Annotated in this window: 19 protein-coding genes and 1 pseudogene; 9 read left to right on the top strand and 11 right to left on the bottom strand. The window is 56.4% G+C overall.

Annotation, left to right across the window (positions count from 1 at the left end; all coding sequences use genetic code 11):
• Positions 1 to 112 precede the first annotated feature (112 nt).
• Complete coding sequence (metE, locus tag NIZ92_RS08235; protein ID WP_254003061.1) at positions 113 to 2,404, bottom strand: 5-methyltetrahydropteroyltriglutamate--homocysteine S-methyltransferase; 2,292 nt, start codon at positions 2,402 to 2,404, stop codon at positions 113 to 115.
• Positions 2,405 to 2,515: 111 nt separating this feature from the next.
• Here metE and NIZ92_RS08230 point away from each other — a divergent pair, with 111 nt between their 5' ends.
• Positions 2,516 to 3,430: a LysR family transcriptional regulator gene (locus tag NIZ92_RS08230; RefSeq protein ID WP_254003060.1), complete on the top strand. Its 915-nt coding sequence runs from the start codon at positions 2,516 to 2,518 to the stop codon at positions 3,428 to 3,430.
• Positions 3,431 to 3,465: 35 nt separating this feature from the next.
• Here NIZ92_RS08230 and NIZ92_RS08225 read toward each other — a convergent pair whose 3' ends face one another.
• A complete protein-coding gene (locus NIZ92_RS08225; protein WP_035268060.1) occupies positions 3,466 to 4,032 on the bottom strand; it encodes a MarR family winged helix-turn-helix transcriptional regulator in 567 nt (188 codons plus the stop codon).
• A 157-nt stretch (positions 4,033 to 4,189) separates the two neighbouring features.
• Between NIZ92_RS08225 and NIZ92_RS08220 the strand changes: the two genes are divergently transcribed.
• The 4 genes from NIZ92_RS08220 to hpaI are packed head-to-tail and all read left to right on the top strand — an operon-like array spanning position 4,190 to position 6,953.
• Entirely contained in the window at positions 4,190 to 4,642 is a 453-nt protein-coding gene (locus tag NIZ92_RS08220; RefSeq protein ID WP_035268061.1) for a VOC family protein, read from the top strand.
• Positions 4,643 to 4,666: 24 nt separating this feature from the next.
• The gene (locus NIZ92_RS08215) at positions 4,667 to 5,377 is read left to right on the top strand and encodes a flavin reductase family protein (protein ID WP_254003059.1); all 711 of its coding nucleotides are present in this window, start codon (positions 4,667 to 4,669) and stop codon (positions 5,375 to 5,377) included.
• Positions 5,361 to 6,164: a 2-oxo-hept-4-ene-1,7-dioate hydratase gene (gene hpaH, locus NIZ92_RS08210; RefSeq protein ID WP_254003058.1), complete on the top strand. Its 804-nt coding sequence runs from the start codon at positions 5,361 to 5,363 to the stop codon at positions 6,162 to 6,164. Before NIZ92_RS08215 ends, hpaH begins: the two co-directional genes overlap by 17 nt.
• Positions 6,165 to 6,188: 24 nt before the next feature.
• Positions 6,189 to 6,953: a 4-hydroxy-2-oxoheptanedioate aldolase gene (hpaI, locus tag NIZ92_RS08205; RefSeq protein WP_254003057.1), complete on the top strand. Its 765-nt coding sequence runs from the start codon at positions 6,189 to 6,191 to the stop codon at positions 6,951 to 6,953.
• An 899-nt stretch (positions 6,954 to 7,852) separates the two neighbouring features.
• Here the strand turns inward: hpaI and NIZ92_RS08200 are convergent.
• The 3 genes from NIZ92_RS08200 to NIZ92_RS08190 form a co-directional block, all read right to left on the bottom strand.
• Positions 7,853 to 10,276: a TonB-dependent receptor gene (locus NIZ92_RS08200; RefSeq protein WP_254003056.1), complete on the bottom strand. Its 2,424-nt coding sequence runs from the start codon at positions 10,274 to 10,276 to the stop codon at positions 7,853 to 7,855.
• Between the two features lie 131 nt (positions 10,277 to 10,407).
• A complete protein-coding gene (locus tag NIZ92_RS08195) occupies positions 10,408 to 11,568 on the bottom strand; it encodes a FecR domain-containing protein (RefSeq protein ID WP_045931550.1) in 1,161 nt (386 codons plus the stop codon).
• Positions 11,569 to 11,642: 74 nt separating this feature from the next.
• Positions 11,643 to 12,140 (bottom strand): RNA polymerase sigma factor, encoded by a 498-nt coding sequence (locus NIZ92_RS08190; protein ID WP_060185943.1) that lies wholly within the window; start codon positions 12,138 to 12,140, stop codon positions 11,643 to 11,645.
• A gap of 250 nt (positions 12,141 to 12,390) precedes the next feature.
• Here NIZ92_RS08190 and NIZ92_RS08185 point away from each other — a divergent pair.
• Positions 12,391 to 12,489 (top strand): annotated as a pseudogene (locus NIZ92_RS08185) (IS3 family transposase); the annotation flags it as partial.
• A 154-nt stretch (positions 12,490 to 12,643) separates the two neighbouring features.
• On the opposite strand, the gene guaA reads toward NIZ92_RS08185, so the two are convergent.
• A complete protein-coding gene (gene guaA / locus NIZ92_RS08180) occupies positions 12,644 to 14,230 on the bottom strand; it encodes a glutamine-hydrolyzing GMP synthase (RefSeq protein WP_083053949.1) in 1,587 nt (528 codons plus the stop codon).
• 161 nt (positions 14,231 to 14,391) lie between these two features.
• Between guaA and NIZ92_RS08175 the strand changes: the two genes are divergently transcribed.
• Positions 14,392 to 15,282: an alpha/beta fold hydrolase gene (locus NIZ92_RS08175; RefSeq protein WP_254003055.1), complete on the top strand. Its 891-nt coding sequence runs from the start codon at positions 14,392 to 14,394 to the stop codon at positions 15,280 to 15,282.
• On the opposite strand, the gene NIZ92_RS08170 is transcribed toward NIZ92_RS08175, so the two are convergent.
• Positions 15,279 to 16,085, bottom strand: a complete 807-nt coding sequence (locus NIZ92_RS08170; RefSeq protein WP_254003054.1) for a helix-turn-helix transcriptional regulator — start codon at positions 16,083 to 16,085, stop codon at positions 15,279 to 15,281. The two genes, NIZ92_RS08175 and NIZ92_RS08170, sit on opposite strands and share 4 nt — an antisense overlap.
• A gap of 85 nt (positions 16,086 to 16,170) precedes the next feature.
• Here NIZ92_RS08170 and NIZ92_RS08165 point away from each other — a divergent pair, with 85 nt between their 5' ends.
• Positions 16,171 to 17,076, top strand: coding sequence for a DMT family transporter (locus NIZ92_RS08165; RefSeq protein ID WP_254003053.1), 906 nt, complete (start codon positions 16,171 to 16,173; stop codon positions 17,074 to 17,076).
• Positions 17,077 to 17,359: 283 nt separating this feature from the next.
• A complete protein-coding gene (locus tag NIZ92_RS08160; RefSeq protein ID WP_254003052.1) occupies positions 17,360 to 17,503 on the top strand; it encodes a hypothetical protein in 144 nt (47 codons plus the stop codon).
• A gap of 413 nt (positions 17,504 to 17,916) precedes the next feature.
• Here NIZ92_RS08160 and guaB read toward each other — a convergent pair whose 3' ends face one another.
• The 4 genes from guaB to NIZ92_RS08140 form a co-directional block, all read right to left on the bottom strand.
• The gene (gene guaB, locus NIZ92_RS08155) at positions 17,917 to 19,377 is read right to left on the bottom strand and encodes an IMP dehydrogenase (protein WP_009457979.1); all 1,461 of its coding nucleotides are present in this window, start codon (positions 19,375 to 19,377) and stop codon (positions 17,917 to 17,919) included.
• 43 nt (positions 19,378 to 19,420) lie between these two features.
• Positions 19,421 to 23,482, bottom strand: a complete 4,062-nt coding sequence (gene purL / locus NIZ92_RS08150; protein ID WP_254003051.1) for a phosphoribosylformylglycinamidine synthase — start codon at positions 23,480 to 23,482, stop codon at positions 19,421 to 19,423.
• Positions 23,483 to 23,714: 232 nt separating this feature from the next.
• Positions 23,715 to 24,308, bottom strand: a complete 594-nt coding sequence (gene greB, locus NIZ92_RS08145; RefSeq protein WP_254003050.1) for a transcription elongation factor GreB — start codon at positions 24,306 to 24,308, stop codon at positions 23,715 to 23,717.
• 17 nt (positions 24,309 to 24,325) lie between these two features.
• Positions 24,326 to 25,174, bottom strand: coding sequence for a 3',5'-nucleoside bisphosphate phosphatase (locus tag NIZ92_RS08140; RefSeq protein WP_083053725.1), 849 nt, complete (start codon positions 25,172 to 25,174; stop codon positions 24,326 to 24,328).
• Positions 25,175 to 25,177: the final 3 nt, after the last annotated feature.

Raw genomic sequence — 25,177 nt, 5'->3', positions numbered from 1 at the left:
GCACTGCTTACTCTCTTCTTCCTGGTAAAGCCAGAAAACAGGTTTGAATCAGCCTCAAAAAAAGTCCCGGCATTTGGCCGGGACTTTCCGCCAAACTCAGCTCATGATCTGATCAGGCACTTGCCCGCAAGGCTTTCGCTGCGGCCACCATATTGGTCAAAGCTGGAATCACCTCAGCCCATTGGCGTGTCTTCAGACCGCAATCGGGGTTCACCCACAGACGTTCTGCTGGCACGCGCTCGGCGGCTTTTTTCATCAAATTCACAATGTGCTGCTCGGTCGGAATATTGGGCGAGTGAATGTCGTACACACCAGGGCCGATCTCGTTGGGGTACTGGAAGTTCTCGAAGGCTTCCAGCAATTCCATGTCCGAGCGGCTGGTTTCAATGGTGATCACGTCCGCATCCATATCGGCAATGGAAGAAATGATGTCGTTGAATTCCGAGTAACACATATGTGTGTGGATTTGCGTCTCATCGCCCACGCCGTTGGCGGTGATACGGAAGCTTTCCACGGCCCAATCCAGGTAGCTTTGCCATTGCGATTTACGCAGAGGCAAACCTTCACGCAAGGCGGCTTCGTCAATCTGGATCACATGCACACCGGCCTTTTCCAAATCCAGCACTTCTTCGCGAATGGCCAGCGCCAGTTGCAGGCAAGAAGCCGAACGAGGCTGATCATCACGCACAAAGGACCAGTTCAAGATCGTCACGGGGCCGGTCAACATGCCCTTCATGGGTTTTTGAGTCAGCGACTGGGCGTAGGTGATCCATTCCACCGTCATGGCTTGAGGGCGGCTGATGTCACCAAACAGGATGGGTGGTTTCACGCAGCGCGAACCGTAGGACTGCACCCAACCGAACTGGCTGAATGCGTAGCCGTCCAGCTGCTCACCAAAGTATTCGACCATGTCGTTACGCTCGGCTTCGCCGTGCACCAACACGTCCAGACCCAGTTTTTCCTGCTCACGCACGCTGCGCTCAATCTCGGCACGCATTGCGGCCTGATAGCTGTTTTCGTCCAGACGACCGGCCTTGAACTCGCTACGAGCACGACGGATTTCTGCCGTTTGTGGGAAAGAACCAATCGTGGTGGTGGGGAATGCGGGCAGTTTCAGGAATTCAGCTTGCTTGGAAGCACGCTGTTCGTAAACGCTCTTGCGCTTGCCCAGCTCGGCCGAGATGCGCGCCACCGCTGCTTTCACAGCAGGATTATTCACACAGGGCGAGTTGCGACGGGCAGTCAAAGCGGCCAGGTTATCGGCCAGCTCTGCCTTGACGGCATCACGCCCTTGGCTCAAGGCTTTACCCAATACACGCAGTTCATCCAGCTTTTGCAAAGCAAAGGCCAACCAGGACTTCACATCGGCATCCAGCTTCTCTTCGCTGTCCAGATCAACCGGCACATGCAGCAGCGAGCAGGAAGGAGCAATCCACAAACGATCACCCAGTTGCTTGGCGATGGGCTCAACCCAGTCCAGTACAGCGGTCAAATCTGTTTTCCAGATATTGCGGCCATTGATCACGCCCAGGGACAAGACCTGGTCGTCACCCAAAAGCTTGAGCAGTGCATCCGCGCCATCACGATCATTGATGGCATCTACATGCAAACCGGCGACAGGCAAGCTGGCGGCCAAAGCAGCATTTTCCAGCAACTGACCAAAGTAAGTGGCTACCAGCAACTTCACGCCAGCAGCTTTCAGTTGCTGATAAGCGGTCTTGAACGCTTGCTGCCAATCGGCATCCAGCTCGGTAACCAGAATAGGCTCGTCAATCTGCACCCACTCAACGCCGGCTTTAGCCAGCGTCTCCAGCAATTGGACATACACGGGCAGCAAGCGATCCAGCAGAGCCAGCTTGTTGGATTCATCCTTGGCCTTGCCCAATGCCAGATAAGTCACGGGGCCAATAATCACAGGCTTGGCCTTCACGCCTTGAGCCTTGGCTTCAGCCAGCTGCTCCAGCAAACGCGAAGCGTCCAGCTTGAACTGGGTGTCAGCCGTAAATTCGGGGACGATGTAGTGATAGTTAGTGTCGAACCATTTGGTCATTTCACCAGCCGCCACACCACCGCAGCAAGCGCTGTGATCTTCCAGACCTTTGGCCGAACGACCGCGCGCTACGCGGAAATAGTTATCCAGCTCGTCACCATGAAAGCCCTGTACACGCTCGGGCAGGTTACCCAGCAAGAAGCTGGCATCCAGCACCTGATCGTAAAAAGAGAAATCTCCAACGGGCACCAGATCCAGACCCGCCTGGTTTTCCCAGTGACGCTGACGCAGTTGTGCGCCCAGAGCCTTGAGTTCGTCACGCGAAGATTCGCCCTTCCAGTAAGACTCCAAGGCGAACTTCAGTTCCCGTTTGGCGCCAATGCGCGGAAAGCCAAGATTATGAATCGTCGTCATGTGCTGCTCTCTAAAGGCCAGTGGATGAATGAATGACTTGCATTGTAGGAAGCCGTATCAATGAAGTAAAATGGTCTTATCTCACCAACCCATGAATATCATTCACGTATCATGTTAGAGCGCATCCACCTGGCCGTTGTGCAGCAAGTTGACAAGCAAGGGTCCCTGACCGCCGCCGCTGCCGTGCTGCACGTTACCCAATCTGCCCTTAGCCACACCATGCGGAAACTGGAGCAGCAACTGGGCACAGAAATCTGGCGTCGCGAAGGCCGTAGCCTGCAACTGACTCAAGCCGGGCAGTATCTGCTGGCCGTCGCCAACCGCGTCCTGCCCCAGCTGGATCTGGCAGAAGAACGCCTGGGACAGTTCGCCCAAGGCGAGCGAGGATCACTGCGCATCGGCATGGAATGCCACCCCTGCTATCAATGGCTGCTGAAGATCGTCTCGCCGTACCTTAGCGCCTGGCCAGACGTGGATGTGGATGTGAAGCAGAAATTTCAGTTTGGCGGGATCGGTGCGCTATTTGGGTATGAAATTGATCTGCTGGTCACCCCAGACCCGCTCTATAAGCCAGGCCTGAAATTCGAGCCCGTCTTCGACTACGAGCAGGTGCTGGTAGTGAACAAGGCCCATGCCCTGGCGAATGTGGACTACGCCAAGCCTAAGGACCTGGACAGGGAAATACTGATTTCCTATCCGGTGGACATAGACCGGCTGGATATCTACAACCAGTTTCTGCTGCCTGCTGGTATCGCCCCCCGACGTCATAAAACGATTGAGACGACGGACATCATGATGCAGATGGTTGCCAGTGGCCGTGGCGTAGCGGCGCTGCCGCGATGGCTGGTGGAAGAATATGCAGAGAAGCTGGATGTGGTGCCGGTCAAGTTAGGCAAGCACGGCATCGCCAAGCAGATTTTTCTGGGCATGAGGGAGACGGAGACGGTAATTGATTACCTGCAGGCGTTTATGGAGCTGGCTCGGGGGTCTGGGCCGGGTGGTGGACACAGCGATAATCGGCTTTAAGCACTAGATTAAAAGCCTGTCTGCCGTACTGCTGCTTAGCGACGGCCCGTTTTAGCGCCGGACTTGAGCTGGGTCCAGAGTTTGGCGAGCAGCTTTTGTAGTACCTCGCACTCCTCTTCATCCAGACTGCTGGTTAGCGATTCGCACATTTGCCAAAACGCCGGCAGTGCTTCGTCCACCAACTTACGGCCTTCATCCGTTAACTCCAAGGCAAAACTGCGTCGGTCCTCGGTACTTAACTTGCGGCGCAGCAGATCGCGTTTTTCCAGCCAGTCCAGTAAGGATGTCACTGTGGAGCGCGTCACACCGAAATACTCCGCGATGTTGGACGGAGTGATCGCCTGGCTCTCCACCAATCCCCGCTCTGCCAGACTGAAAAACATCAGCACATCGAATTTGTTCTCTGACAGCCCGAATGACGCAAGGCGGCTGTTAGCGCTTTGCTCAATATCGTCACACAGCCACAGCATCAACAAGCCTAGCCCTGCACGGCTTGGGTTGGTGGTTTCGTCAGCACTAGCACGCATCAACTCCAAGTGCGGCCGTACTGCCTGAAGAGCCGTGAAAGATGACGTAGAAGCAGATGTTTTGGACCGTTGCATGATGGGTCAAGCTCAATACCAAAGGGAAGGTGGGAAATCATAGCTCATAGAAATAGTACCGCTTGCGTATAATACGATAGTCGTACTATATTTCCATTGCTTCACGACAATCAAAGGCCAAGCCTGAATTAAAAAATCCCGAAGGAGCCTATACACCATGAAAGTAATTGAATTGCACCATGTTGGTTTCGGCGTCAATCATGCGCAGGCCGATGCCATGCTTGATTTCTATCGCAACGTACTGGCTTTGCCACAAGACCCGTCTCGCTGGAAGATTCCTGGCATTTACGGTTCCTGGTTTAACCTGCCCAATGGCACCCAGCTGCACATTCTTGGCTGCGAAGGTGTTTCCCAGTACGCCAAAGGACCAGATCAGGACCCAGTCTCGAATCACTTTGCCCTTGCCGTCGAGGACATACTCGCCGCCGAACAAGAACTGGTGGAGCAAGGCATCGAGTACTTCACTCTCGACAATGTTGCCTCTCCCAACCTCAAACAGTTGTTCCTGCGCGATCCTGCAGGAAACCTGATCGAGCTGCATCAGGCCACGGCTCGCAGCGCAGGTGTCGCAGAAAATGAGCAGCAAACGGGCCCCATCGCCAATCGCTAAATGTATAGCTAGCAGGAGTGAGACATGTATTTCGATATGGAAGCTTTAAGCAGCGCGCAACGTAGCAAGCTGGTGCACTCTACGGTGATTCCCCGACCCATCGCATGGGTAAGTTCGTGCAGTACCTCAGGTGCAGTCAACGTCGCGCCGTTTTCGTTTTTCAATGTGATGTCCGGAGATCCACCGCTGCTGTGCCTTTGCATCGGTTCGCGCGCGGGTGAACCCAAGGACACAGCACGCAACATCGTCGACCAGGGCGAATTTGTGGTCAATCTGGTCTCGGAAAACATGGCCGGGCGCATGGCCATCACCTCCATAGACTTTGAGACCGGGCTTAATGAAGCCGAAGAGGCGGAGCTTGAAATGCTCCCGAGCCAGCAGGTGGCCGTACCAAGAGTCGGATCGAGCCCATGTTCGATGGAGTGCAAGGTACGCCAGTTGATTGATATCGACGGTATACGCACCTTTGTACTGGCAGACATCGTGGGCGTACACCTGTGCGATGAGGCCGTTACCGATGTCACAAGAATGTTCATCGACCCCTTGCCCATGGCCTTGATCGGGCGTCTTCACAGTCCTGGCTGGTACTGCAAGGTATCAGCCGATTTCCAGCTTGTAACGCCCTCTCCCCTGCAATGGCAGGCCCTGAAAGACCAGGGGCAGGCGCAGCAGTTGTTGAGCTGGCAAGCCCCAGCCCCGATATATTCCGGAGGCCCAGATGTTGAATGCAAATGAAGTGCGCCAAAGCGCCGAATACCTGGATAAGGCCGAGCGCTCTCGCGAGCAGATACGTCAGATTTCGCTGAGCTATCCCGAGATGAGCATCACCGATGCTTATGCCATCCAGCATGCCTGGGTACAGATGAAGCTTGCCCGTGGCCAGCGCATCGTCGGCCACAAGATCGGCCTGACTTCGCGGGCGATGCAAATGGCTTCACAGATTGATGAGCCAGACTACGGTGTGCTGCTCGATGACATGCTCTGGGGCGATGGCAGTGAAATCCAACGCGATCAGTTAATCCATCCCAGAGTGGAAGTGGAACTGGCTTTCATCCTGAACCGCCGCTTGGCGGGCGAGCAGGTAACACTGTTAGATGTGCTGGACGCCACCCGCTACGTGATGCCTGCACTGGAAATCATTGATGCGCGCTCCGAACAGCTAGACCGTGAAACCAGGCGACCTCGACGAGTGGTCGACACCATTGCCGACAATGCGGCAAATGCAGGCGTGATCCTTGGTGGCCGTCCAGTGCGTGTGGATGATCTGGACTTGCGCTGGGTGGGTGCACTCTTGATGCGTAATGGCGTGATCGAGGAGACAGGCCTGTCGGCGGGTGTTCTGAATCACCCCGCCAACGGTGTTGCATGGCTATGCCACCGCCTGGCGGCATTCGACAGTGGCCTTGAACCTGGGCACATCGTGCTCTCGGGCTCTTTCACCCGTCCCGTGCATGCCAACACGGGCGACACCTTTCATGCGGACTTCGGACCACTGGGCAGCGTCGGCTGCCACTTCGTCTGAACCATCACTCTTCAAGACTCAGCTATGCATAACTCCTTCAAACAAGCGCTTGACAAGAACGATCCGGTCATTGGCCTATGGCTGGGCCTGGCCAACGCTTACACCGCCGAATTACTCGCAGGTAGCGGATACGACTGGCTGGTGATCGACAACGAGCACGCCCCCAACACCGTGCCCTCCACCTTGGCGCAATTGCAAGCCTTGGCGGGCACACCGGCGCACGCGGTTGTCCGTGCCGCGAGTGATGACACCGTAGAAATCAAACGATTACTTGATGTGGGGGCCCAGACCCTGCTCATCCCGATGGTCGAAAGCGCCGAACAAGCCACGCGTATCATCGCCGCCACACGCTATCCACCCGTTGGAGTGCGTGGGGTTGGAGCAGCCCTGGCACGAGCTTCACGCTGGCAACAAATACCCGATTACCTGGCCCAGGCGGATGCCCAGATTTGTACGCTGGTACAGGTTGAAAGCATGGCGGGTCTGGCAGCCCTGCCCGAGATTGCACAGGTCAGCGGCGTAGACGGAGTCTTCATCGGTCCCGCTGACCTAGCGGCGTCGATGGGACATTTGGGTAATCCTGGACACCCTGAAGTGCAGCAGGCAATAGCCACCGCTATCGGTGAGATTCGTAAAGCAGGTAAAGCGGCAGGTATTCTTAGTGGCGACGCGGCTCTGGCTCGCACTTACTTGCAACTGGGGGCCGTGTTTGTCGCGGTAGGGTCGGATGTTGGGTTGCTGACAAATGGTGCGCGGGCTTTGCGGGAGGCGTTTCGGGATATTGCGTAATTTTCTGTCTTTGAGTGTTTGTGGAAAAGCTGCTTGGAGGGGGTAGGCTCGGGGTAAGGGGGCCTGCCCTGCAGGCTGTGTTTACGGCACTATGTGTTCAAACAGTCGAATGAGCTTGAATAGCGTATAGCGTCGCTGATGCCTGTTTATAGGTCTGCTCGACTTGTTCAACTTGTTCGGTCACATGCAAAAAAGCCATAATTTAATTACGTTAGGCACGTCTAGCGCATTGCCGAGCCTGTCCGTATTTCTGTGGGCGAGGCGTTTTAAAAGTTGTTATCCCCGCGCCGCAGTAAACCGTTCGCCGAACATGATAGCAAACTGGTTCATAGCAGCTTTCCAGTCGAAGGTTGCTCTGACGAACTTGGCCAGCACGTTGCGTAGCGCCAGACTGTTTGGGAGTGCTGGCAAGTCAACCGACGTTTGATGGCGCCAGTGCTGAAGGTCGGTACTAAGACTTTGCCAGCATCGGGATCGATGGCCAGAATTTCGTTCTTACCCCTGCCTGACCTATCTCATACTGGTAACAGTGTCATAAGTGGCACGGGCCGTCCAGATGCCTTCGCTGAGGATGTGGTGTATACGAGCATATTCGCCGCAGCATCGACGATCCAGATCAGACCACGTTAGACAGGGTGGGGAACGGAAAAGCGGTTGTGCGGGTCATCGACGATGGCCTTGCGTATGTGGGCAAAAATTTCTTCGCCTTTGACGTTTGTTTTCGGCTGCGCCAACTAAATCTGGTCTTTAGGCATGGCATGTGTGGCATCCGCCGCTAAGAACGATCCCTCCATCAGGTTGTCTAAATAGAGCGTAGAGGTAGTGTTATTCAGGCCAGGTGCGAAACAATGCCGTGCCACCCAGGGCGAACAAAGGCGGACGCTATTCCACCCTACGAACTAGAACTTGTATTGCGCCGTTAGCATGAAGCTACGCGGCTCACCCAGCAGATTGCCATTACGAGGGTAACTAACAGTGCGGTAATAGTATTTATCGAACAGGTTATTGACGTTCAAGCGCAAGTCAAGATGAGAGTTCGGGCTGTATCCGATCATGGTGTTGACAATACCATAAGCGCCTTGTCTGACCGCTGGCCCCTCCCCAGCAATAGAGCTGTGCACCGCACTCTGAAAGCGCGCCGATGCACCAACCCGCCAATTGGCCAGCGCCCCAGGCAGTTGGTACACCGTGGATAAGGTCAGCAAGTTGCGAGGCGTCGTCGTGGCATAAGCATCACCCGCTTTACCATTGACCGAATCCTTACGGTATTCGGCCTGCTGATACGCATATCCGGCAAACACGCTCCAGGCGTCTGTCAGATTACCGGAGACTTCCAGTTCCACCCCACGGCTACGAATTTCACCCGCTGCCGCGTAGCATGATTGCCCCGAGCGACACAGCAACAAAGGCAGGCTTTCCGGCAAATTACTTTGGTTAATCTGAAAAACGGCCAGACTGGCATTAAGCCTGCCGCCTAGGTATTCGCCCTTGATGCCCAGCTCATAATTGGTACCCTCAACGGGGTCAAGCAAAGCGCCTGAAGTCGAACTGTAATTCTGTGGCCTGAAGATACCGGTGACCGAGCCATATACCGTGTGCTGCTCAAACAGATCATAGGTCAAGGCAGCATAAGGGGTAAACTCCCCTTTAGCCTCATAGGCTGTCTTGCCAAGGTAGGTACCGCTTTTGAGAGTCTGATCCAGTTCATACCAACTGAAACGCCCGCCAGCGAATAGATTAAGCCCATCCAGCAAATTGAACTTGCCCGTGAAATACGCACCATACTCTTTCACATCTCCGTCACTCGACCACATCCAGTTCATTTCGGGCATAGGTGGGGCTACGGTCTCCTGCCAGTGCATCGGGTCAAAGCCATACTCATAGGCGCTCGGCCAACCGCCGGGGCCGTCGCTATCGACGCGATGGCGATAGTTGGCGCCCACCGCCAACTGATGAGATCTTCCGAACAAAGTGAAAGGCCCTGTCGCACGCAAGTCCAACGAGGTATTCTTATGGTGGTAGCGATACTGCCCGACGTTATAAAGAAACGTATCCTCCGCACTACGCCCCAGCAATGAAGTACCTAACATATCCAGCTTGCCATCTAGGTACTGTCCCTTCAAAGACACATCCCAATCATTCTCAAACGTGTGCTTGAGCTCACCGAAGAAATTCACATTTGTCTTGTTCCAGTATGACCAGGTCGGGCTGGCGCGCACCGAACGATCAAAGTCATAAAAGCTACCGTCAGCACGCGTGGGCAAACCGTTCCAGTCAGCGCCAGGGTTGTCTTCCTTGTTGTAATACCCCCCCAAGGTCAGCAAAGTGCGGTCGGTCAAATCCGCCTCTACGATGCCATAGAACAGCTCGCGCTTGTGGCCATACCCTTGAGTGAACGTATCGGCATCCTGCAAAGAGGCCACTACGCGGCCGCGCAAGGTGCCACTGGCGTTCAGGGGACCGCCTGTATCCACGCTACCCGAATAATCATCCCAACGCCCCAGTGCCGCCGTCAAGGAGGTCTGCCAGGTCGACGTCGGCCGTTTACGTACCAGATTAATGGATGCCGACGGATTTCCTGCGCCTTCCAGCAGGCCCGTCGCCCCCCGCACAACCTCGATACGGTCGTACATAGCCAAACTGGCTGACCCCAGGGTATCCGAATCGTGATCAACCGTCAGACCATCCACCTGGATATTGGAGACATCAAAACCTCGAGCACTATACGTATTGCGTTCACCGCCCGTGGCCTTCACCGTCATCCCTGTCGTAAAGGCCAAGGCATCCTCCACTGAGGTCATGCCCGCATCCGTCATACGCTCGCGCGTCACCACACTGACCGACTGTGGGGTTTCGCGGATGGACAAGGACAAGGGAGTGGCCGTGTTCATGCTGCCAGTCGTATACGAGCCGGTGCCTTCGGTGGTAAGGCCAAGCTGACTGGCACTGACCGTCACAGCGTCCAGGATTGGCACGTCATCGGCGCGCGTAGCGGCTTTTATGACAATGCCGCCACCTTCCTGCGTGGCAAGCAGCCCGCTGCCAGAAAGCATCTGATCCACCGCCTGCTGCGCCGTCAGCTCGCCTCTGACCGCGCGCGCAGCTTTACCCGACACGAGTGCTGGAGAAAAACCAATTGCTGTACCAGTAGCTGCCGACAGTTCGTTGAGCGCAGACGATAAGGGTTGCGCAGCAATGGAAAGCGTAACCGCTTGTGTGCTGCTTACGGTAGCCTGTGCATAGGTGATGCCCGGCGTAGCCAGTGCAAACGTGATGGCCAACGCAAGCGGGGCCAGACGGAAATGAGGGTGCGCCAACGGCATAGAAACGTCCTTTACAAATCGAGCAATGAATAAAAATACGACTCACTACCCTTAAAGACGCACCAGCCCACCCGAAACTACACCTGTGTCACGATCTTTTTTTTTGCCCAGCAGATGTAGGGTCACCAAGCCTAGCGCTGCAAGGTGATTTCAAACTTTCCGGCTTCGCGGGGTACCAGCCTGACGGGCAGGATCTGTCTCACCATCCGGGCAAACTCATCGGGGCGGGTCACCTGAAAACTGCCACCGATAGACATGGCGGCGACAGCCGGATCATGCACTACCAGCCCCGTCGAGCCGTAGCGCTCCAACTCCACCAAAGCATCGCCCAGTGATGTATTCTCGAAGTGCACCAGCCCTTTGCGCCACAGTGCAATGCTACCTGGTGCAACTGCAGAGACCTTGCCCATGTGGCCATCCGCCGCCATGCTCAGACCTTGCCCTGCTACCAAGTTGACCTCGGCACCGGCCCCTCTGCCAAACCAACCACCCACGTCAGCCACTCGCACATGCCCTTCTTCCACCGCGACGTTGACAGTGTCGGCATCCATGCCCGTCTGGCGATAGCGCACGGAGAAACGTGTCCCCACAACGGTGACTCGCGCACGGCCCACCAGTACCTGAAAGGGGCTGTCACGGTCAGGCGCGACGGAAAACATGACTTGCCCCTCTTTAATACGCACCTCACGCCGATCACGGTAAAAGATGACCTTCGCCTGCGTTTCTGCATCGAGCACTAGCACACTGCCGTCGGGCAAGGCAATCGTCTGGCTTTGTCCGCGCTTGACCGCGTACTGCGTCGAGAAGAACCGACCCTGCCCCCATTGGTGCCAACCGATACCAACGGCCAAAAACGCCACGAAACAGAACGCGAACCAGTTTCGGCGTGATGACAGACCAAAGAGTGATGACCACCTGCCCAAGACGTTAACGGATTTTTGGCGCCGGGCCGTATTCCTATCAACATGCTCGAACTGGCCCGAGGCATGATTGAAACAAGATGGACGCCCCTGAGCCATGTGCTGCGTCTGCTGTGCTGATGCGCTATGCAGCACCATCATGCCGTCATCAAGATGGGCATAGGCAGCGGCATGTGCCGGATCCGTATTCAGCCATAGCTGGAATTCTGCCTGCTCGGCAGCGCTCAAGCCCCTCTCCCAGCGGGTATGCCAATCCACGGCGGCAACATGCACAAGATCTTGCTGACGAAAGAACTCTTCATACTCGCGCGCCTCCACAGCCTCATCAAATGGGACTGAAGATGCATGCGAGGATGGAGAAAAACGGCTCATATTATTGGTATAGACGCACTATCAGGGGCAAAACCACACCCCCACAGGAAATGTTGGCCACGGAAAGCATGTACTCAATTGTCACTATCGAGCTCCTCCCGGCAAGCCATGCAAGCGAGTTTACCGCGCTTGATGTAACGATCCACCATGCTGACCGACACGCCCATACGGTCAGCAATCTCCTGATTGGTGATATCTTCGAACAGATACAGGAAAAAGGCTTCGCGGCACCGGGGCGGCAAGGCTTCGATAGTGTCGAGGTAGGCTTGCACGGTTTGAGACGCAGCATAGGCCTGCTCGGGCTGCAGCGCTTGCGGGCCGCGCGGCTGATCTGCTTCCAGCAAGGCATGAATGTCGTCGTGCTGGCGGATGCTGGCACGGCGTTCCCAGTCGATTCTGGTATTTAACGCCACCTGACGCAGCAATGCGCCGGGCTCGCGAATGGCCTCACCGGTCTGCTGCATGGCCAGCACGCGCGCATAACTTTCTTGCGCCAGGTCAGCCGCGATGTCACGGTCACGCACCTTGCGCATGCAAAAGTTCAGCAAATCTCTGTAATAGCGGGCTAACACGGCTCAGTCAAAGTCACATCCATACGACGGGCCCCGTCGTACCATGCATGTGCTGCGGCTGGCTCTATCGCACCAGAAGAAGCGGACGAACGAAGGGTTACTTATTGTACGCCACAGATGTTAATAATTCTCATGTAGATATAGAACATCGAGCACTTTCTGCTTACAACGCTCTCGCGCATCGGATTGACACTCCGCATTGACGGCCCATCTCTCACAAGTCACCGTTGCCCCACACCGTGGCGACAAGCTCAAATCCGAACTGTTCTATTTGCATTGCTTCCTGAGCATCGAGCAGCTAGGAAACAGCATCCGTCAATACATCCACTATTACAAACATCACTGCATCACACTTTACGCAAGGCTTATGAGGTCGCGGCTCGGTAGCTATTTGCATCTTAGCGGCCTAGGAATGCCAGACAGAATTGCGCAAAAAAGCCCGCAATTACGCGGGCTTAGCGGATTTTTATGCCATCAGGAGCCTGGCCGTGCCAGACGCGGGATCACTCCCACTCAATCGTCGCTGGCGGCTTGCTGCTGACGTCGTACGTCACACGGTTAATGCCACGCACTTCATTGATGATGCGGCCAGAGGTACGCTTCAACAACGAGTATGGCAGTTCAGCCCAGTCAGCCGTCATGAAGTCTGTTGTCTGCACGGCACGCATGGCAACAACGTACTCATAGGTACGCGCATCACCCATCACGCCCACGCTCTTCACAGGCAGGAAGACGGTGAAGGCCTGGGAAGTCAGGTCGTACCAGTTCTTGCCGGTTTCTTCGTCAACCGTATTACGCAGTTCTTCGATAAAGATGGCATCAGCTTGACGCAGCAAATCTGCGTATTCGCGCTTGATTTCACCCAGGATACGGACACCCAAGCCTGGGCCTGGGAAGGGGTGACGGTAGACCATTGCTGGTGGCAGGCCCAGAGCTACACCCAGTTTGCGCACTTCGTCCTTGAACAGCTCGCGCAAGGGTTCCAGCAGTTTCAGGTTCAGCGTGTCTGGCAGGCCGCCCACGTTGTGGTGAGATTTGATGCCTGTGGCTTTACCGGATTTGGCAGCAGCGGATTCGATGACGTCCGGGTAGATTGTGCCTTGGGCCAACCAGCGGGCGTTGCTGAGCTTGGCGGCTTCTTCCTGGAAGATTTCCACGAATTCACGGCCAATGATCTTGCGTTTGGCTTCTGGGTCGGTCACACCGGCCAGTTTGCCCAGGAAGCGGTCGGAAGCGTCGATATGGATGATCTTCAAACCCATATTGTCGGCGAAGGTGCTCATGACTTGCTGGGCTTCATTCAGACGCAGCAGGCCGTGGTCCACGAATACGCAAGTCAGCTTGTCGCCGATAGCCTGGTGGATCAGAGCGGCAGCGACGGAGGAATCCACACCGCCGGACAGAGCCAGAATAACTTCTTCGTCGCCGACTTGTTCGCGGATATTGGCGATAGCCTCTTGCACGTAGTCCGGCATGTTCCAATCGCCCACGCAGCCGCAGATGTCGCGCACAAAGCGCTCGAACAAGGCGCCGCCTTGAACGGTGTGGGTGACTTCGGGGTGGAACTGAACCGCGTAGAAGCCGCGATCTTCATCAGCCATACCGGCGATGGGGCATGTAGGCGTGGAAGCCATCAGCTTGAAGCCGGGAGGCAAGGCGGTCACTTTGTCGCCGTGGCTCATCCAGACTTTGAGCATGCCGTGGCCTTCTGCCGTAGCGAAATCCTGGATACCGTCGAGCAGCTTGGTGTGGCCGTGGGCGCGCACTTCGGCGTAACCAAATTCGCGCTTGTCCGAACCTTCGGTAACGCCGCCCAGTTGGCGGGCCATGGCTTGCATGCCGTAGCAAATGCCCAGAACGGGTACGCCGGCTTCAAACGCAGCGGCAGGAACTTGCAGAGCGTCTTCGGCGTAGACCGAGGCGTGGCTGCCCGACAGAATGATCCCTTTCAGGCCTTCTTGGGAACGGATGAATTCATCGCTGACATCACCGGGGTGAATTTCACAGTAAGCACCGGCTTCGCGTACGCGACGCGCAATAAGCTGGGTGACCTGGGAGCCGTAATCAAGAATCAGAATTCGCTGGTGCATGAAAGTATCGAGCCAATAATAAAGCGGTAAAGGATCTATTTTACGCTGTGTAGCGCCGCTTAGGGAGTCGCAGAAATACTCCAGGCCGAAATTGTCCTGCATCACTGGCATTCATGCGGCAAGGCAGCTACAGTACATGCAGCCATTTTGGGAGTTTCAGCATGTCTTCGAGTCGTACCCCTCGTCCGAGCGAACTTAATGAACACCAGGAATCCCGACCTGCACAGGCCACACAACAACAAGGCGGCGGCAGCTATATCCCTGCTCCCGGCCCCTCCGGTGCCCGCTCGCACAGCTTTGCCTACGAGTGTCAGGAAGATGCGGACGAAGTCTCCGACAGCCTGACCTTTGTGCTGGTTCACGGTGCCTGGCACGGCGGCTGGTGCTGGTCCAGACTGGCTGCCCGGCTACGGGCCAAGGGGCATAAAGTCTATACCCCCACACTGACAGGCCTGGGCGAACGCAGCCACTTGCTTAGCGCGGACATCACCCTGAACACCTTTGTAGATGATGTCGCTAATTTGATACGTTGGGAGGAACTCTCCAACGTGGTTCTAGTGGGCCACAGCTTTGGAGGACTGGTCATTAGCGGCGTCGCCGACGTCATGCCACGCTGCATTCAACAACTGATTTACCTGGACGCCTTTATCCTGCCCAGCGGCACCAGCACCTTCGACACGCTGCCGGAAAAGATCGTTGACAGCATGGTAGCCGCTGCCGGGAAAAGTGCCGTTCCCGCTGTCCCCCCTCCTCCACTAAGCGCCTTGGGCCTGCATGCCACGGAAGATCTGCACTTTGTCGGTAACCGCCTGACGCCACAACCGCTTAGCGTCTACCGCTCTTCCCTACGTTTACAGAACCCCGTCATTGGCAATGGCCGCCCCTGCTCCTATATCTCCTGCACACAGCCCACCTTCAGAGGAGTCGATACCTCGCGCGAATGGGCCCGTCAGCAAAAAGACTGGGAGTTCCGTGAACTGGAGAGCGGGCACTGCGCTTTGATGACACACCCCGACATGCTGGCCCGATTGCTGCTGGAGCTGGCGGACTAATCTGCCTCGTCCACGCTGTCTTTAGAGCGATAAAACTCTCTGGGAGTAACCCCGAAATGCCGCCGGAAAACGGCGGCATATGCGCTTTGGCTGGCATAACCGTGTTGCAAAGCCACTTGCACTACAGGCTCACCGGCGGCCAAACCTTCTAGAGACCCCAGCAAGCGAGCGAATTGACGCCATTGCCCAAAGCTGATGCCGGTATGACGACGAAACAGGCGATGGAAAGTTTTGACGCTCATGGCCAGTTGCTTGGCCCAGGCATTTGCATCCCTATCATCATCAGGGCTGGCCTCCAGATGTCGACACACCAATAGCAAGCGCGGCTCTTCGGGCCAGGGCAGATGAAACGGCAATACAGGCAGCTCGCGCAATTCATCCAGCAATAAGCGCATCAAGCGGCCATCACGACTGTCTTGCGCATACACCAAAGGAATTCGACTGGCCTCCAGAATCAGCTCTCGTAGCAAAGGGCTGACATCCAGCACACAGTTACGCGCTGGCAAGCCCGGAGCGGCATCCTCATCCACAAAGATCGTGCGCATTTTGACCTGTCCGCGCATGCGAACCGTATGAGGTCGCCCCGGTTGCAGCCAAACGCCACGACTGGGAGGCACCACCCAGCGTCCTTCCTGGGCGTCGATCACCATCACCCCTTGCACGGCGTACAAGAACTGCGCACGTACATGCTGATGTTCGTGAATAAGATGGCCGTCCGGATAGTCTGCTGCCAAACCACTAATAGGCATCTTGGCCAGCTCAACCGGAATATGAATAAGAGGATCAAGCACAAGCTGTCCCATTTGCGCTAATTCAAGTCAGTTTAGCGAAAGACAGGCAAGTCGGTCTACAGCGAGCATACTTCTTCCTTATTGATGGATGCTTCCAATGCGCAACTATGCTTATCCGCTGGTGACCATGCTGTTGTGGTCCGGCAATGTCATTGTTTCCAAAATGGCGCACGGCCTGCTCGCCGCACCTGCCATGAGTTTTTATCGAGTCGTGCTGGCGCTGGCCATCATGAGCCTGTTTGCCGCTCGCCCTGTCTGGCGACACTGGCACTCGATCCGTCCTCAACTACCCAAACTGCTGTTTCTGGGATTTCTGAGTATGGCGTTTTATCAATGCCTGTCTTATTGGGCAGCAGCCAGCACCAGTGCCACCAATATGGCCGTGATTACCGCACTGACACCCCTACTGACCCTGTTGACCACACGTCTGCTGCTGCCAGGCTCTGGCCCTCGCGGCATGCTGCCCGGCGCCCTGCTGGCCTTGTTTGGAACAGTCTGGTTGATTAGCGGCGGCCATCCCATGCAACTGCTAAGCCAAGGAGTCCGCTCTGGCGACTTGCTGATGCTGACAGCGGCATTGAGCTACGCCTTTTACAGTGTTTTTTTGAAGAAATGGCATATCACTGTGCCAGCCTGGCAATCGACCTATCTTCAAGCCTGGGGCGCCTTGATCACCCTGCTGCCCGTCTTCTTCTGGCTACCGGCTGAACAAACCCAGCTGAATGAGCAAACAGTCCCCCTGATCCTGTACGCAGGCATCCTGGCCTCCGTCCTGCTGCCCTACTGTTGGATCCAAGGCATCACACGCTTGGGCCCGGCCCGATGCAGCCTGTTCCTGAACATCCTGCCCTTCATGACCGCCATGCTGGCCATCCCATTACTGGGCGAACAACTGGGCGCACACCATGTGAGCGGTGGATTGCTGACTCTGGCAGGGGTGATTTTGGCTCAATGGCCGCCTCAACAATGGCTGTTCAAAACCAAAGCAGCCCCTGCCAAATAAGAAATATGGGAGTTTTATATTCAACTCCTGATATGAAATGATTTTCCAGCTATCCGCCACTAATTTTTGAGCTAACGAGTGACGAACTAATGAACTGAATAGCTGAATAGCTGAATAGCTGAATAGCACTCTTAGGGTAAGCGCACCCCGCAGTATCCAAAGCAAGGCGTCCCGTCATAAACGGGGCTCTTTTTATTATTTAGAGTTCTCTGCATTCCCATCCCTCCCACCTCATAAAGAGTCGCTCCCTGAATGAAATAAGGGCTACACAGCACCAGCCAAGGTGGAAATAGCAAAGGCTGAGATAGCAGTAGTTACTGCTATTGTTGTTGCTGTGATCTTGATGGTGGCGGTGACGATGACGGTGACGGTGACGGTGACGGTGACGGTGACGGTGACGGTGACGGTGACGGCAGTGATTGTGTAGAGCCCTGACCAAACAGCCAACCCACCCACAAAAATCCTAAGTGCAAGATACAGGCAGGGCTATATATTTCTCGATCTGAGCCTCTTGCGGCCTGAGTGGGGCGTGGGCGAGTCAGACTGCTTGCCGCGGGCGGTGTCGGGATACGGGATGCAAGCACTCTGCTGTTTGAACCCGACGCTTGTGATTGGTCCGGGGGACCAATCACCGGGTGAGTTCAGAGTGCGCCCGTATCTCGACACCGCCAAGGGCACCGGTGCGCAGCACCGGCAAGCGGTCCGCCCCGCACCCCCACTCAGGCCGCAAGAGGCGTCTATCCTGAGACTACCCCCTACCCCACAACACAAAGGCGATACACAAAAAAAACCGCCAACCCAAAGGCTGGCGGTTTCTGGCATGCAAGAGACTGGCTAAGATCAGTCAGCGCGGTAGTTAGGCGCTTCCTTGGTGATCTGTACGTCATGCACGTGAGACTCACGTACACCCGCAGCCGTAATTTCCACGAACTCAGCCTTGGCATGCAATTCCTCGATGGATTTGCAACCGCAGTAGCCCATGGAAGCACGGATGCCGCCAACCAGTTGGTAAATAATGGCAATCACACTGCCCTTGTAAGGCACGCGGCCTTCAATACCTTCTGGAACCAGCTTGTCAGCGTTGTTCGAAGGATCCTGGAAGTAGCGATCAGCCGAACCATCGACCATGGCGCCCAAGCTACCCATACCGCGGTAGGACTTGTACGAACGGCCCTGGAACAGCACCACTTCACCCGGAGATTCTTCAGTACCGGCAAACATACCGCCCATCATGCAAGCGGAAGCGCCAGCGGCCAAAGCCTTGGACACATCGCCGGAGAAGCGGATACCGCCGTCAGCGATCAAAGGTACGCCTGTACCTTCCAATGCCTTGGCAACATCAGCAATAGCCGTAATTTGAGGTACACCCACACCGGCCACGATACGAGTCGTACAAATAGAGCCAGGGCCAATACCAACCTTGACACAATCTGCACCGGCCTCGACCAGAGCGCGAGCGGCATCAGCGGTAGCAATGTTGCCGCCAATAACCTGAATGCGAGGGAAATTCTTCTTGACCCAGCGAACGCGCTCGATCACGCCACGGGAGTGACCGTGGGCAGTGTCCACCACCACCACGTCCACACCGGCTGCAGCCAGTTTCTCGACACGTTCTTCAGTACCGTCACCCACACCGACTGCGGCGCCGACGCGCAGCTGACCGTGGCTGTCTTTGCTGGCCAGAGGGTGCTCGGTGTTTTTGACAATATCCTTAACCGTTGCCAGACCACGCAGTTGAAACTGATCGTTCACGATCAGCACCCGCTCCAGGCGATGGCGGTGCATCAGGGCCTGAGCTTCGTCCAGCGTGGCGCCTTCGTGCATGGTGATCAAACGCTCTTGAGGCGTCATGACATCACGCAAAGGCAGATCCAGGCGGTCTTCAAAGCGCAGATCGCGGTTGGTAACAATACCCACCAGCTTGCCGGCCTCAACCACAGGCAAACCGGAAATACCGTGCTGACGCTGCAGGTTGATGGCATCGCGCACCTTCATGGTGGGCGTAACAGTAACCGGGTCAATCACAATACCGAACTCGTGACGCTTCACACGTGCAACTTCACGTGCTTGAGCATCCGCCGTCAGGTTCTTGTGGATGATCCCGATACCGCCTTCCTGTGCCATGGCAATAGCCAGACGCGCTTCGGTTACCGTGTCCATGGCAGCCGAAACCAGCGGGATATTCAGGGTGATGTCCCGCGTAAAGCGGGTGAGCAAGGATGTATCGCGAGGCAGAACCTCGGAGTAAGCGGGAACCAACAACACATCGTCGAAGGTCAGTGCTTTCTTGATGAGACGCATGCTTTTATAACTCCGTCCAAAAATCGATTATACGCGTAAGCAATTACGCAATCCAGACCCGAGCGTTGCGAAACATCCGCATCCAGGGAGTAAATCCACCATTTGTCATCTGATCAGCACCCTGATCGGCGGCGCCCCACTGCTCCGGCGTCCAGGACATCATGACGTTACGCGTCACGCGTTCCGGGTGAGGCATCATGATGGTGAAGCGGCCATCTGCCGTGGTTACGCCGGTCAAACCGTAAGGGCTGCCGTTGGGGTTCAGCGGGTACTGCTCGGTGCGCTGACCGCGATGATCCACAAAGTGAACCGCAGCGGCGACCTTGGACGCATCGCCTTGACGTTGGAAGTTGGCAAAGCCTTCACCGTGAGCCACGGCTACTGGCAGACGGGTCCCTTCCATGCCCTTGAAGAACAAGGATGGCGAAGAGGCAATTTCCACACTGGAGAAACGAGCTTCGTATTTTTCCGACTGGTTACGGGTAAAGCGTGGCCAGAATTCTGCACCTGGAATCATGGGAGCCAGAGCGGCCATCATCTGGCAACCATTACAAATACCCAGACCGAAGGTGTCGCTGCGGCCGAAGAAAGCAGCAAACTGATCCGACAACTGGTTGTTGAAACGAATGGTCTTGGCCCAGCCTTCACCCGCGCCCAGAACGTCGCCGTAGCTGAAACCACCCACAGCCACCATGCCCTGCATGCCTTCCAGCGATGCGCGACCCGACAGCAAATCGGTCATGTGTACGTCAACGGCTTCGAAACCGGCCGTGTCAAAAGCCCAGGCCATTTCGACCTGGCTGTTGCAACCCTGTTCGCGCAAGATGGCAACGCGTGGGCGCTTGCCGGTAGCGATGAAGGGAGCAGCAATATCTTCCTGCGGGTTGAACATGACACGCGGCGAGATGCCTGGGTCTTGCACGTCTTCCCAGCGATCGAATTCGGCCTGTGCGCAAGCGGGGTTATCGCGGCGCTCCATGATGCGGCGGCTAACTTCACTCCACTGTTGCGCCAGTTCCACACGAGGGGCCTGGTAAATGCAAGCGCCATCGCGGTAGAACTCGATCTGATCAGTCTTGTTCAGGCTACCAATCACGTGGGAGTGAGCCGACAAACCTGCCTCACGCAGAATTTGCATGACCTGATCACGCTGGGCCAATGGCACCTGGATAACAGCACCAGCCTCTTCGTTGAACAAGGCGCGCAAGGTAATCTCATCACGCTGCACGGAAACCTGTTCGGCACGAATCTTGTAATCGCCCCAATCGGCAGCATGAGGGTCGATGGTCAGCATGTCCAGATTCACGGACACGCCGGTGTGACCGGCAAAAGCCATTTCGGCTACGGTCGCGGCCAGACCACCGTCGGAACGGTCGTGGTAGGCCAGGATCAGATCCTGGTCGGCCAATTGGCGAATCACCTTCACAAACGCCAGCATGGCTTCGGCGTCCTGCATATCGGGCACGGACTGGCCAACCTGATTGAAAGCGTGAGCCAACACAGAAGCGCCCATACGCTGTTTGCCCTGCCCCAGATCAATCAAGACCAGAGCGGTATCGCCCACATTGGTTTGCAGTTGGGGGGTCAAGGTGCGGCGCACATCCGCCACTTGAGCAAAAGCGGTCACCACCAGGGAAACTGGCGAAATCACCTGACGGGACTCACCGTCCTGCTCCCAGCTAGTACGCATGGACAGGGAGTCCTTGCCCACAGGAATGGACAGGCCCAGGCTCTGGCACCACTGGCTGACAGCCTGAACCGTGTCGAACAAGGCAGCGTCCTGGCCATCCACGCCGCAAGCGGCCATCCAGTTGGCGGACAATTTGACGTCTTTCAGGTCACGCACATCGCTGGCGACCAGGTTGGTCAGGGCTTCAGCCACAGCCATACGGCCGGAGGCAGCAGCGTCGATCATGGCGCTAGGGCTACGCTCGCCCATGGACATGGCTTCGCCACGTACGCCTTCAAAGTCAGCCAGGGTCACGGCGCAGTCGGCCACAGGCACTTGCCATGGGCCAACCATCTGATCGCGACTGCACAGGCCACCCACGCTGCGGTCGCCAATGCTGATCAGGAAAGTCTTGTTGGCCACGGTGGGGTGACGCAGCACCCGATGCATGGCTTCGGTCAACGGAATAACGGTCAGGTCCAGCGGTTCGGCCACGCCGTCCAGACGCTTGACGTCGCGTTCCATGCGTGGGGCTTTACCCAGAATCACATCCATAGGCACGTCAACAGGACGTTCCTCGATGCTCTTGGGGGTGTGCACTTCGTCCACGCCAGGCAGGCCTTCGCCGAAAGTCACGCGCAATTGGCGCTCTTCAGTCGCCACACCCACGACGGCAAAGGGGCAGCGCTCGCGCTGAGCAATGCGCTCGAAACGCGGCAGATCCTTGGGCAGAATGGCCAGGACGTAACGCTCCTGGGATTCGTTGGACCAGATTTCAGCAGGCGACAGCCCCGACTCTTCCAGAGGAACGCGAGTCAGTTCAAAAATAGCGCCACGCTCGGCATCGTTCACCAGTTCCGGGAAGGCGTTGGACAGACCGCCCGCCCCCACGTCGTGGATGGCAATAATGGGGTTATTCTCGCCCTGCTGCCAGCAGCGGTCGATCACTTCCTGGGCACGGCGTTCCATCTCCGGGTTACCACGCTGCACGGAGTCAAAGTCCAGTTCGGCGCGGTTCGCGCCCACGCCCATACTGGAAGCAGCACCGCCACCCATACCAATACGCATACCGGGGCCACCCAGCTGAATCAGCAAGGCGCCCACTGGCAGAGGATCTTTGTGAGTCAGGCGATCGTCAATCGAGCCCAGACCACCGGCGATCATGATGGGTTTGTGGTAGCCCCAGCGCTGATCGCCAGCCGTTTGTTCAAAGGTACGGAAGTAACCCAGCAAGTTGGGACGACCAAATTCGTTATTGAAGGCAGCACCACCAATCGGGCCTTCAATCATGATGTCCAGCGGGCTGGCGATACGGTCAGGAATGCCGTGGGAGTCTTTTTCCCAAGGCTCCATTTGCTCAGGGAAGCACAGATTGGACACGGTAAAACCGGTCAAACCTGCTTTGGGCTTGGAACCACGGCCTGTTGCGCCTTCGTCGCGAATCTCGCCACCGGCACCGGTAGATGCACCGGGGAAAGGAGCAATTGCGGTTGGGTGGTTATGAGTTTCCACCTTCATCAAGGTGTGAACCAGTGCTTCGTGGCGCTGATACACAGGCTCGTTGGCCTGATCATCAATACCGGCATGGAACAGAGTAGCGGGGCCGCCCGTCATGATGGCGGCATTATCCGCATAAGCCACCACAGTGTTTTCAGGTTGAGCCGCGTGGGTTTCGCGAATCATGCCAAACAAGGTCTTGCCCTGGTTTTGACCGTCAATTACCCACTGTGCGTTAAAAATCTTGTGACGACAGTGTTCGCTATTGGCTTGCGCGAACATCATCAATTCCACATCGTGCGGGTTACGACCCAGACGTGTGAAGGCATCCATCAGGTATTCAATTTCGTCCTCGGACAGCGCCAGACCCATTTCCTCATTGGCCTGCTTCAAGGTCGCCACGCCACCGCCCAGAACATCCACAGTCTGGATGGGCTTGCCTTCCAGTTGGGTGAACAGCGCCTGACCGTCAAACTCCAAACCAACCACGGTTTCGGTCATGCGGTCGTGCAGCAAGGCAGCCAGTTGCTCCAGCTGAGCCTGATCCAGTTCCTTGGCACCCAGCAAGCCACGCTTGGGGGTGATGATGTAACGCACGCCACGCTCGATACGACGTACCGCTTGCAAGCCACAGTTATGAGCGATGTCAGTCGCTTTACTGGCCCAGGGCGACACGGTACCCAAACGAGGAATGACACGCAGAACCAAGGCGCCTTTAGGCGGCTGAGGGTCCAGCGCAGGCAGACCATCGTCCAGCAGGTCGCTGAGGTGCTGACGCGCACTGGCATCCAGGCCGGACTCTTCAGTCCAGACATAGTATTCGTGCAAGGCAAGAATGTCGGCAACAGGCAGTTGACGCTGCTCGACACGCTCTAGCAAACGCTCACGACGAAATGCGGAGAGCACGGACGAACCGGGAAAGTACAGGATTTGGCTCACGATACGGGAGGGGCAAAAAAGGTGGGAGAAATAGAAAACACGCCATTTTAACCGGAAGCGACACAAGAGGTCACATCGGTAAATGGCGTGCACAAAAAGGGAAAATTCAGTTCAAACAAGGGGTCCGCAAGCGGGGCTGGAGACACAGCAAACCCGGCAAGCTCGACAAGACGTCTTGAGGGGCCGGAGCGATTGGCGCCCCGTAATCTCCAATACGGACCCGGTACGGCGTTCAAATCGGGCTGTCTCCATCCAGATCAGGAGCTGGTACGGGTTCGGGATAGGACACTTCCAGAATATCCAGCTCTTCCTTGCCGGCGGGGGTGCGCAGCACCACGGTGTCGCCTTCACGCGCCTTGATCAGGGCCCGGGCCACCGGCGAAATCCAGCTGATACGGCCCTGCAAAGGCTCGGCCTCGTCCACGCCCACAATGGTGATGGTGAACTCTTCACCCTGGCTGTCGCTATAAACAACGGTTGCACCAAAGAACACCTGATCGGGATTGGGCTGCAAGCCGGGATCCACCACTTCGGCAATTTCCAGACGCTTGGTCAGGAAGCGGATACGGCGGTCGATTTCCCGCAGGCGTTTTTTACCGTACAGATAATCGCCGTTCTCGGAGCGATCACCATTGGATGCCGCCCAGGAGACGATCTGCACCACCTCGGGACGTTCCTTGTTCATCAAATGGCTCAGTTCGCCACGCAAACGGCGATACCCCAGGACCGTCATGTAATTCTTGGTCCCACTGGGTAGTGCACTGGCCGGGGCGTCCAGATCGTCGTCATCGTCCTGATCGGACTCTTTCACAAAGGCTTTATTCATCGTTTAAAAGGCTCCTGCTAGAGCCACTCCTGCCAAACGGGTTTCAATCCCGAGGGCAAAGGCGGCAAACCGCCTAAATCAACACGCCCTTCGCTGGGACCATGAAAATCCGAACCACAGGACACTTCAAAACCATAGCTGCGTGCTACCTGGGTATACACGCTGTATTCCTGCGGAGTATGACTGCCTGTCAGCACTTCAATACCTACGCCACCCAGTTCCAGAAACTGGGTGTACAAGGCATGACTGCGGGTGCCATCCAATTCGTAACGTCCGGGGTGGGCAATAATGGCCTTGCCGCCGGATTCACGTATCCAGCCCACCGCCTCTTCCAGGCTGGCCCAGACGGTTTCCACGGCAGCAGGCTTGCCATCCGCCAAGTAGCGGCGAAAGGCCTCATTCATATCAACGCAGTAACCTTGCTGCACCAGAAACCGCGCAAAGTGCGTGCGGCTGATCAGTTCAGGATTGGCAGCAAATGGAACTGCACCTTCATAGGCATTGGGAAAGCCCAGTTTTTCCAAGCGGTCACCCATTTGACGAGCGCGCTGCTCGCGGCCAGCACGCACATCATGCAGCGCCTTTTGCAAGGCAGGATGGTCCGGGTCCACGCCCAGGCCAACAATGTGGATAGTCTTGTTCGCCCAAGTGACGGAGATTTCTACGCCGTCCACAAAGCGTATGCCCAGATCCTCGGCGCATTGCCGGGCCAATTTCAAGCCACCGATTTCGTCATGATCCGTCAGGGCCCACAGTTTCACACCGTTAGCATGCGCACGCGCGGCGAGTTCCGCGGGGCTGAGCACACCATCTGAATAGATGGAATGGCAATGCAAATCAACGGGCAAGCGGGCCTGAACACTCATAAG

The organism is Alcaligenes sp. 1735tsa3 (genome assembly GCF_024134565.1).
GTDB lineage: Bacteria > Pseudomonadota > Gammaproteobacteria > Burkholderiales > Burkholderiaceae_B > Alcaligenes > Alcaligenes phenolicus.
Note: the sequence above shows the minus strand (reverse complement) of the source record. Positions and strands in the feature narration are given on the sequence as shown.

What these genes read in the sequence shown, in the direction of transcription:
- metE (WP_254003061.1), bottom strand. Translation starts at nt 2,404, where the DNA reads ATGACGACGATTCATAATCTTGGCTTTCCGCGCATTGGCGCCAAACGG.
- NIZ92_RS08230 (WP_254003060.1), top strand. Translation starts at nt 2,516, where the DNA reads ATGTTAGAGCGCATCCACCTGGCCGTTGTGCAGCAAGTTGACAAGCAA.
- NIZ92_RS08225 (WP_035268060.1), bottom strand. Translation starts at nt 4,032, where the DNA reads ATGCAACGGTCCAAAACATCTGCTTCTACGTCATCTTTCACGGCTCTT.
- NIZ92_RS08220 (WP_035268061.1), top strand. Translation starts at nt 4,190, where the DNA reads ATGAAAGTAATTGAATTGCACCATGTTGGTTTCGGCGTCAATCATGCG.
- NIZ92_RS08215 (WP_254003059.1), top strand. Translation starts at nt 4,667, where the DNA reads ATGTATTTCGATATGGAAGCTTTAAGCAGCGCGCAACGTAGCAAGCTG.
- hpaH (WP_254003058.1), top strand. Translation starts at nt 5,361, where the DNA reads ATGTTGAATGCAAATGAAGTGCGCCAAAGCGCCGAATACCTGGATAAG.
- hpaI (WP_254003057.1), top strand. Translation starts at nt 6,189, where the DNA reads ATGCATAACTCCTTCAAACAAGCGCTTGACAAGAACGATCCGGTCATT.
- NIZ92_RS08200 (WP_254003056.1), bottom strand. Translation starts at nt 10,276, where the DNA reads ATGCCGTTGGCGCACCCTCATTTCCGTCTGGCCCCGCTTGCGTTGGCC.
- NIZ92_RS08195 (WP_045931550.1), bottom strand. Translation starts at nt 11,568, where the DNA reads ATGAGCCGTTTTTCTCCATCCTCGCATGCATCTTCAGTCCCATTTGAT.
- guaA (WP_083053949.1), bottom strand. Translation starts at nt 14,230, where the DNA reads ATGCACCAGCGAATTCTGATTCTTGATTACGGCTCCCAGGTCACCCAG.
- NIZ92_RS08175 (WP_254003055.1), top strand. Translation starts at nt 14,392, where the DNA reads ATGTCTTCGAGTCGTACCCCTCGTCCGAGCGAACTTAATGAACACCAG.
- NIZ92_RS08170 (WP_254003054.1), bottom strand. Translation starts at nt 16,085, where the DNA reads ATGGGACAGCTTGTGCTTGATCCTCTTATTCATATTCCGGTTGAGCTG.
- NIZ92_RS08165 (WP_254003053.1), top strand. Translation starts at nt 16,171, where the DNA reads ATGCGCAACTATGCTTATCCGCTGGTGACCATGCTGTTGTGGTCCGGC.
- guaB (WP_009457979.1), bottom strand. Translation starts at nt 19,377, where the DNA reads ATGCGTCTCATCAAGAAAGCACTGACCTTCGACGATGTGTTGTTGGTT.
- greB (WP_254003050.1), bottom strand. Translation starts at nt 24,308, where the DNA reads ATGAATAAAGCCTTTGTGAAAGAGTCCGATCAGGACGATGACGACGAT.
- NIZ92_RS08140 (WP_083053725.1), bottom strand. Translation starts at nt 25,174, where the DNA reads ATGAGTGTTCAGGCCCGCTTGCCCGTTGATTTGCATTGCCATTCCATC.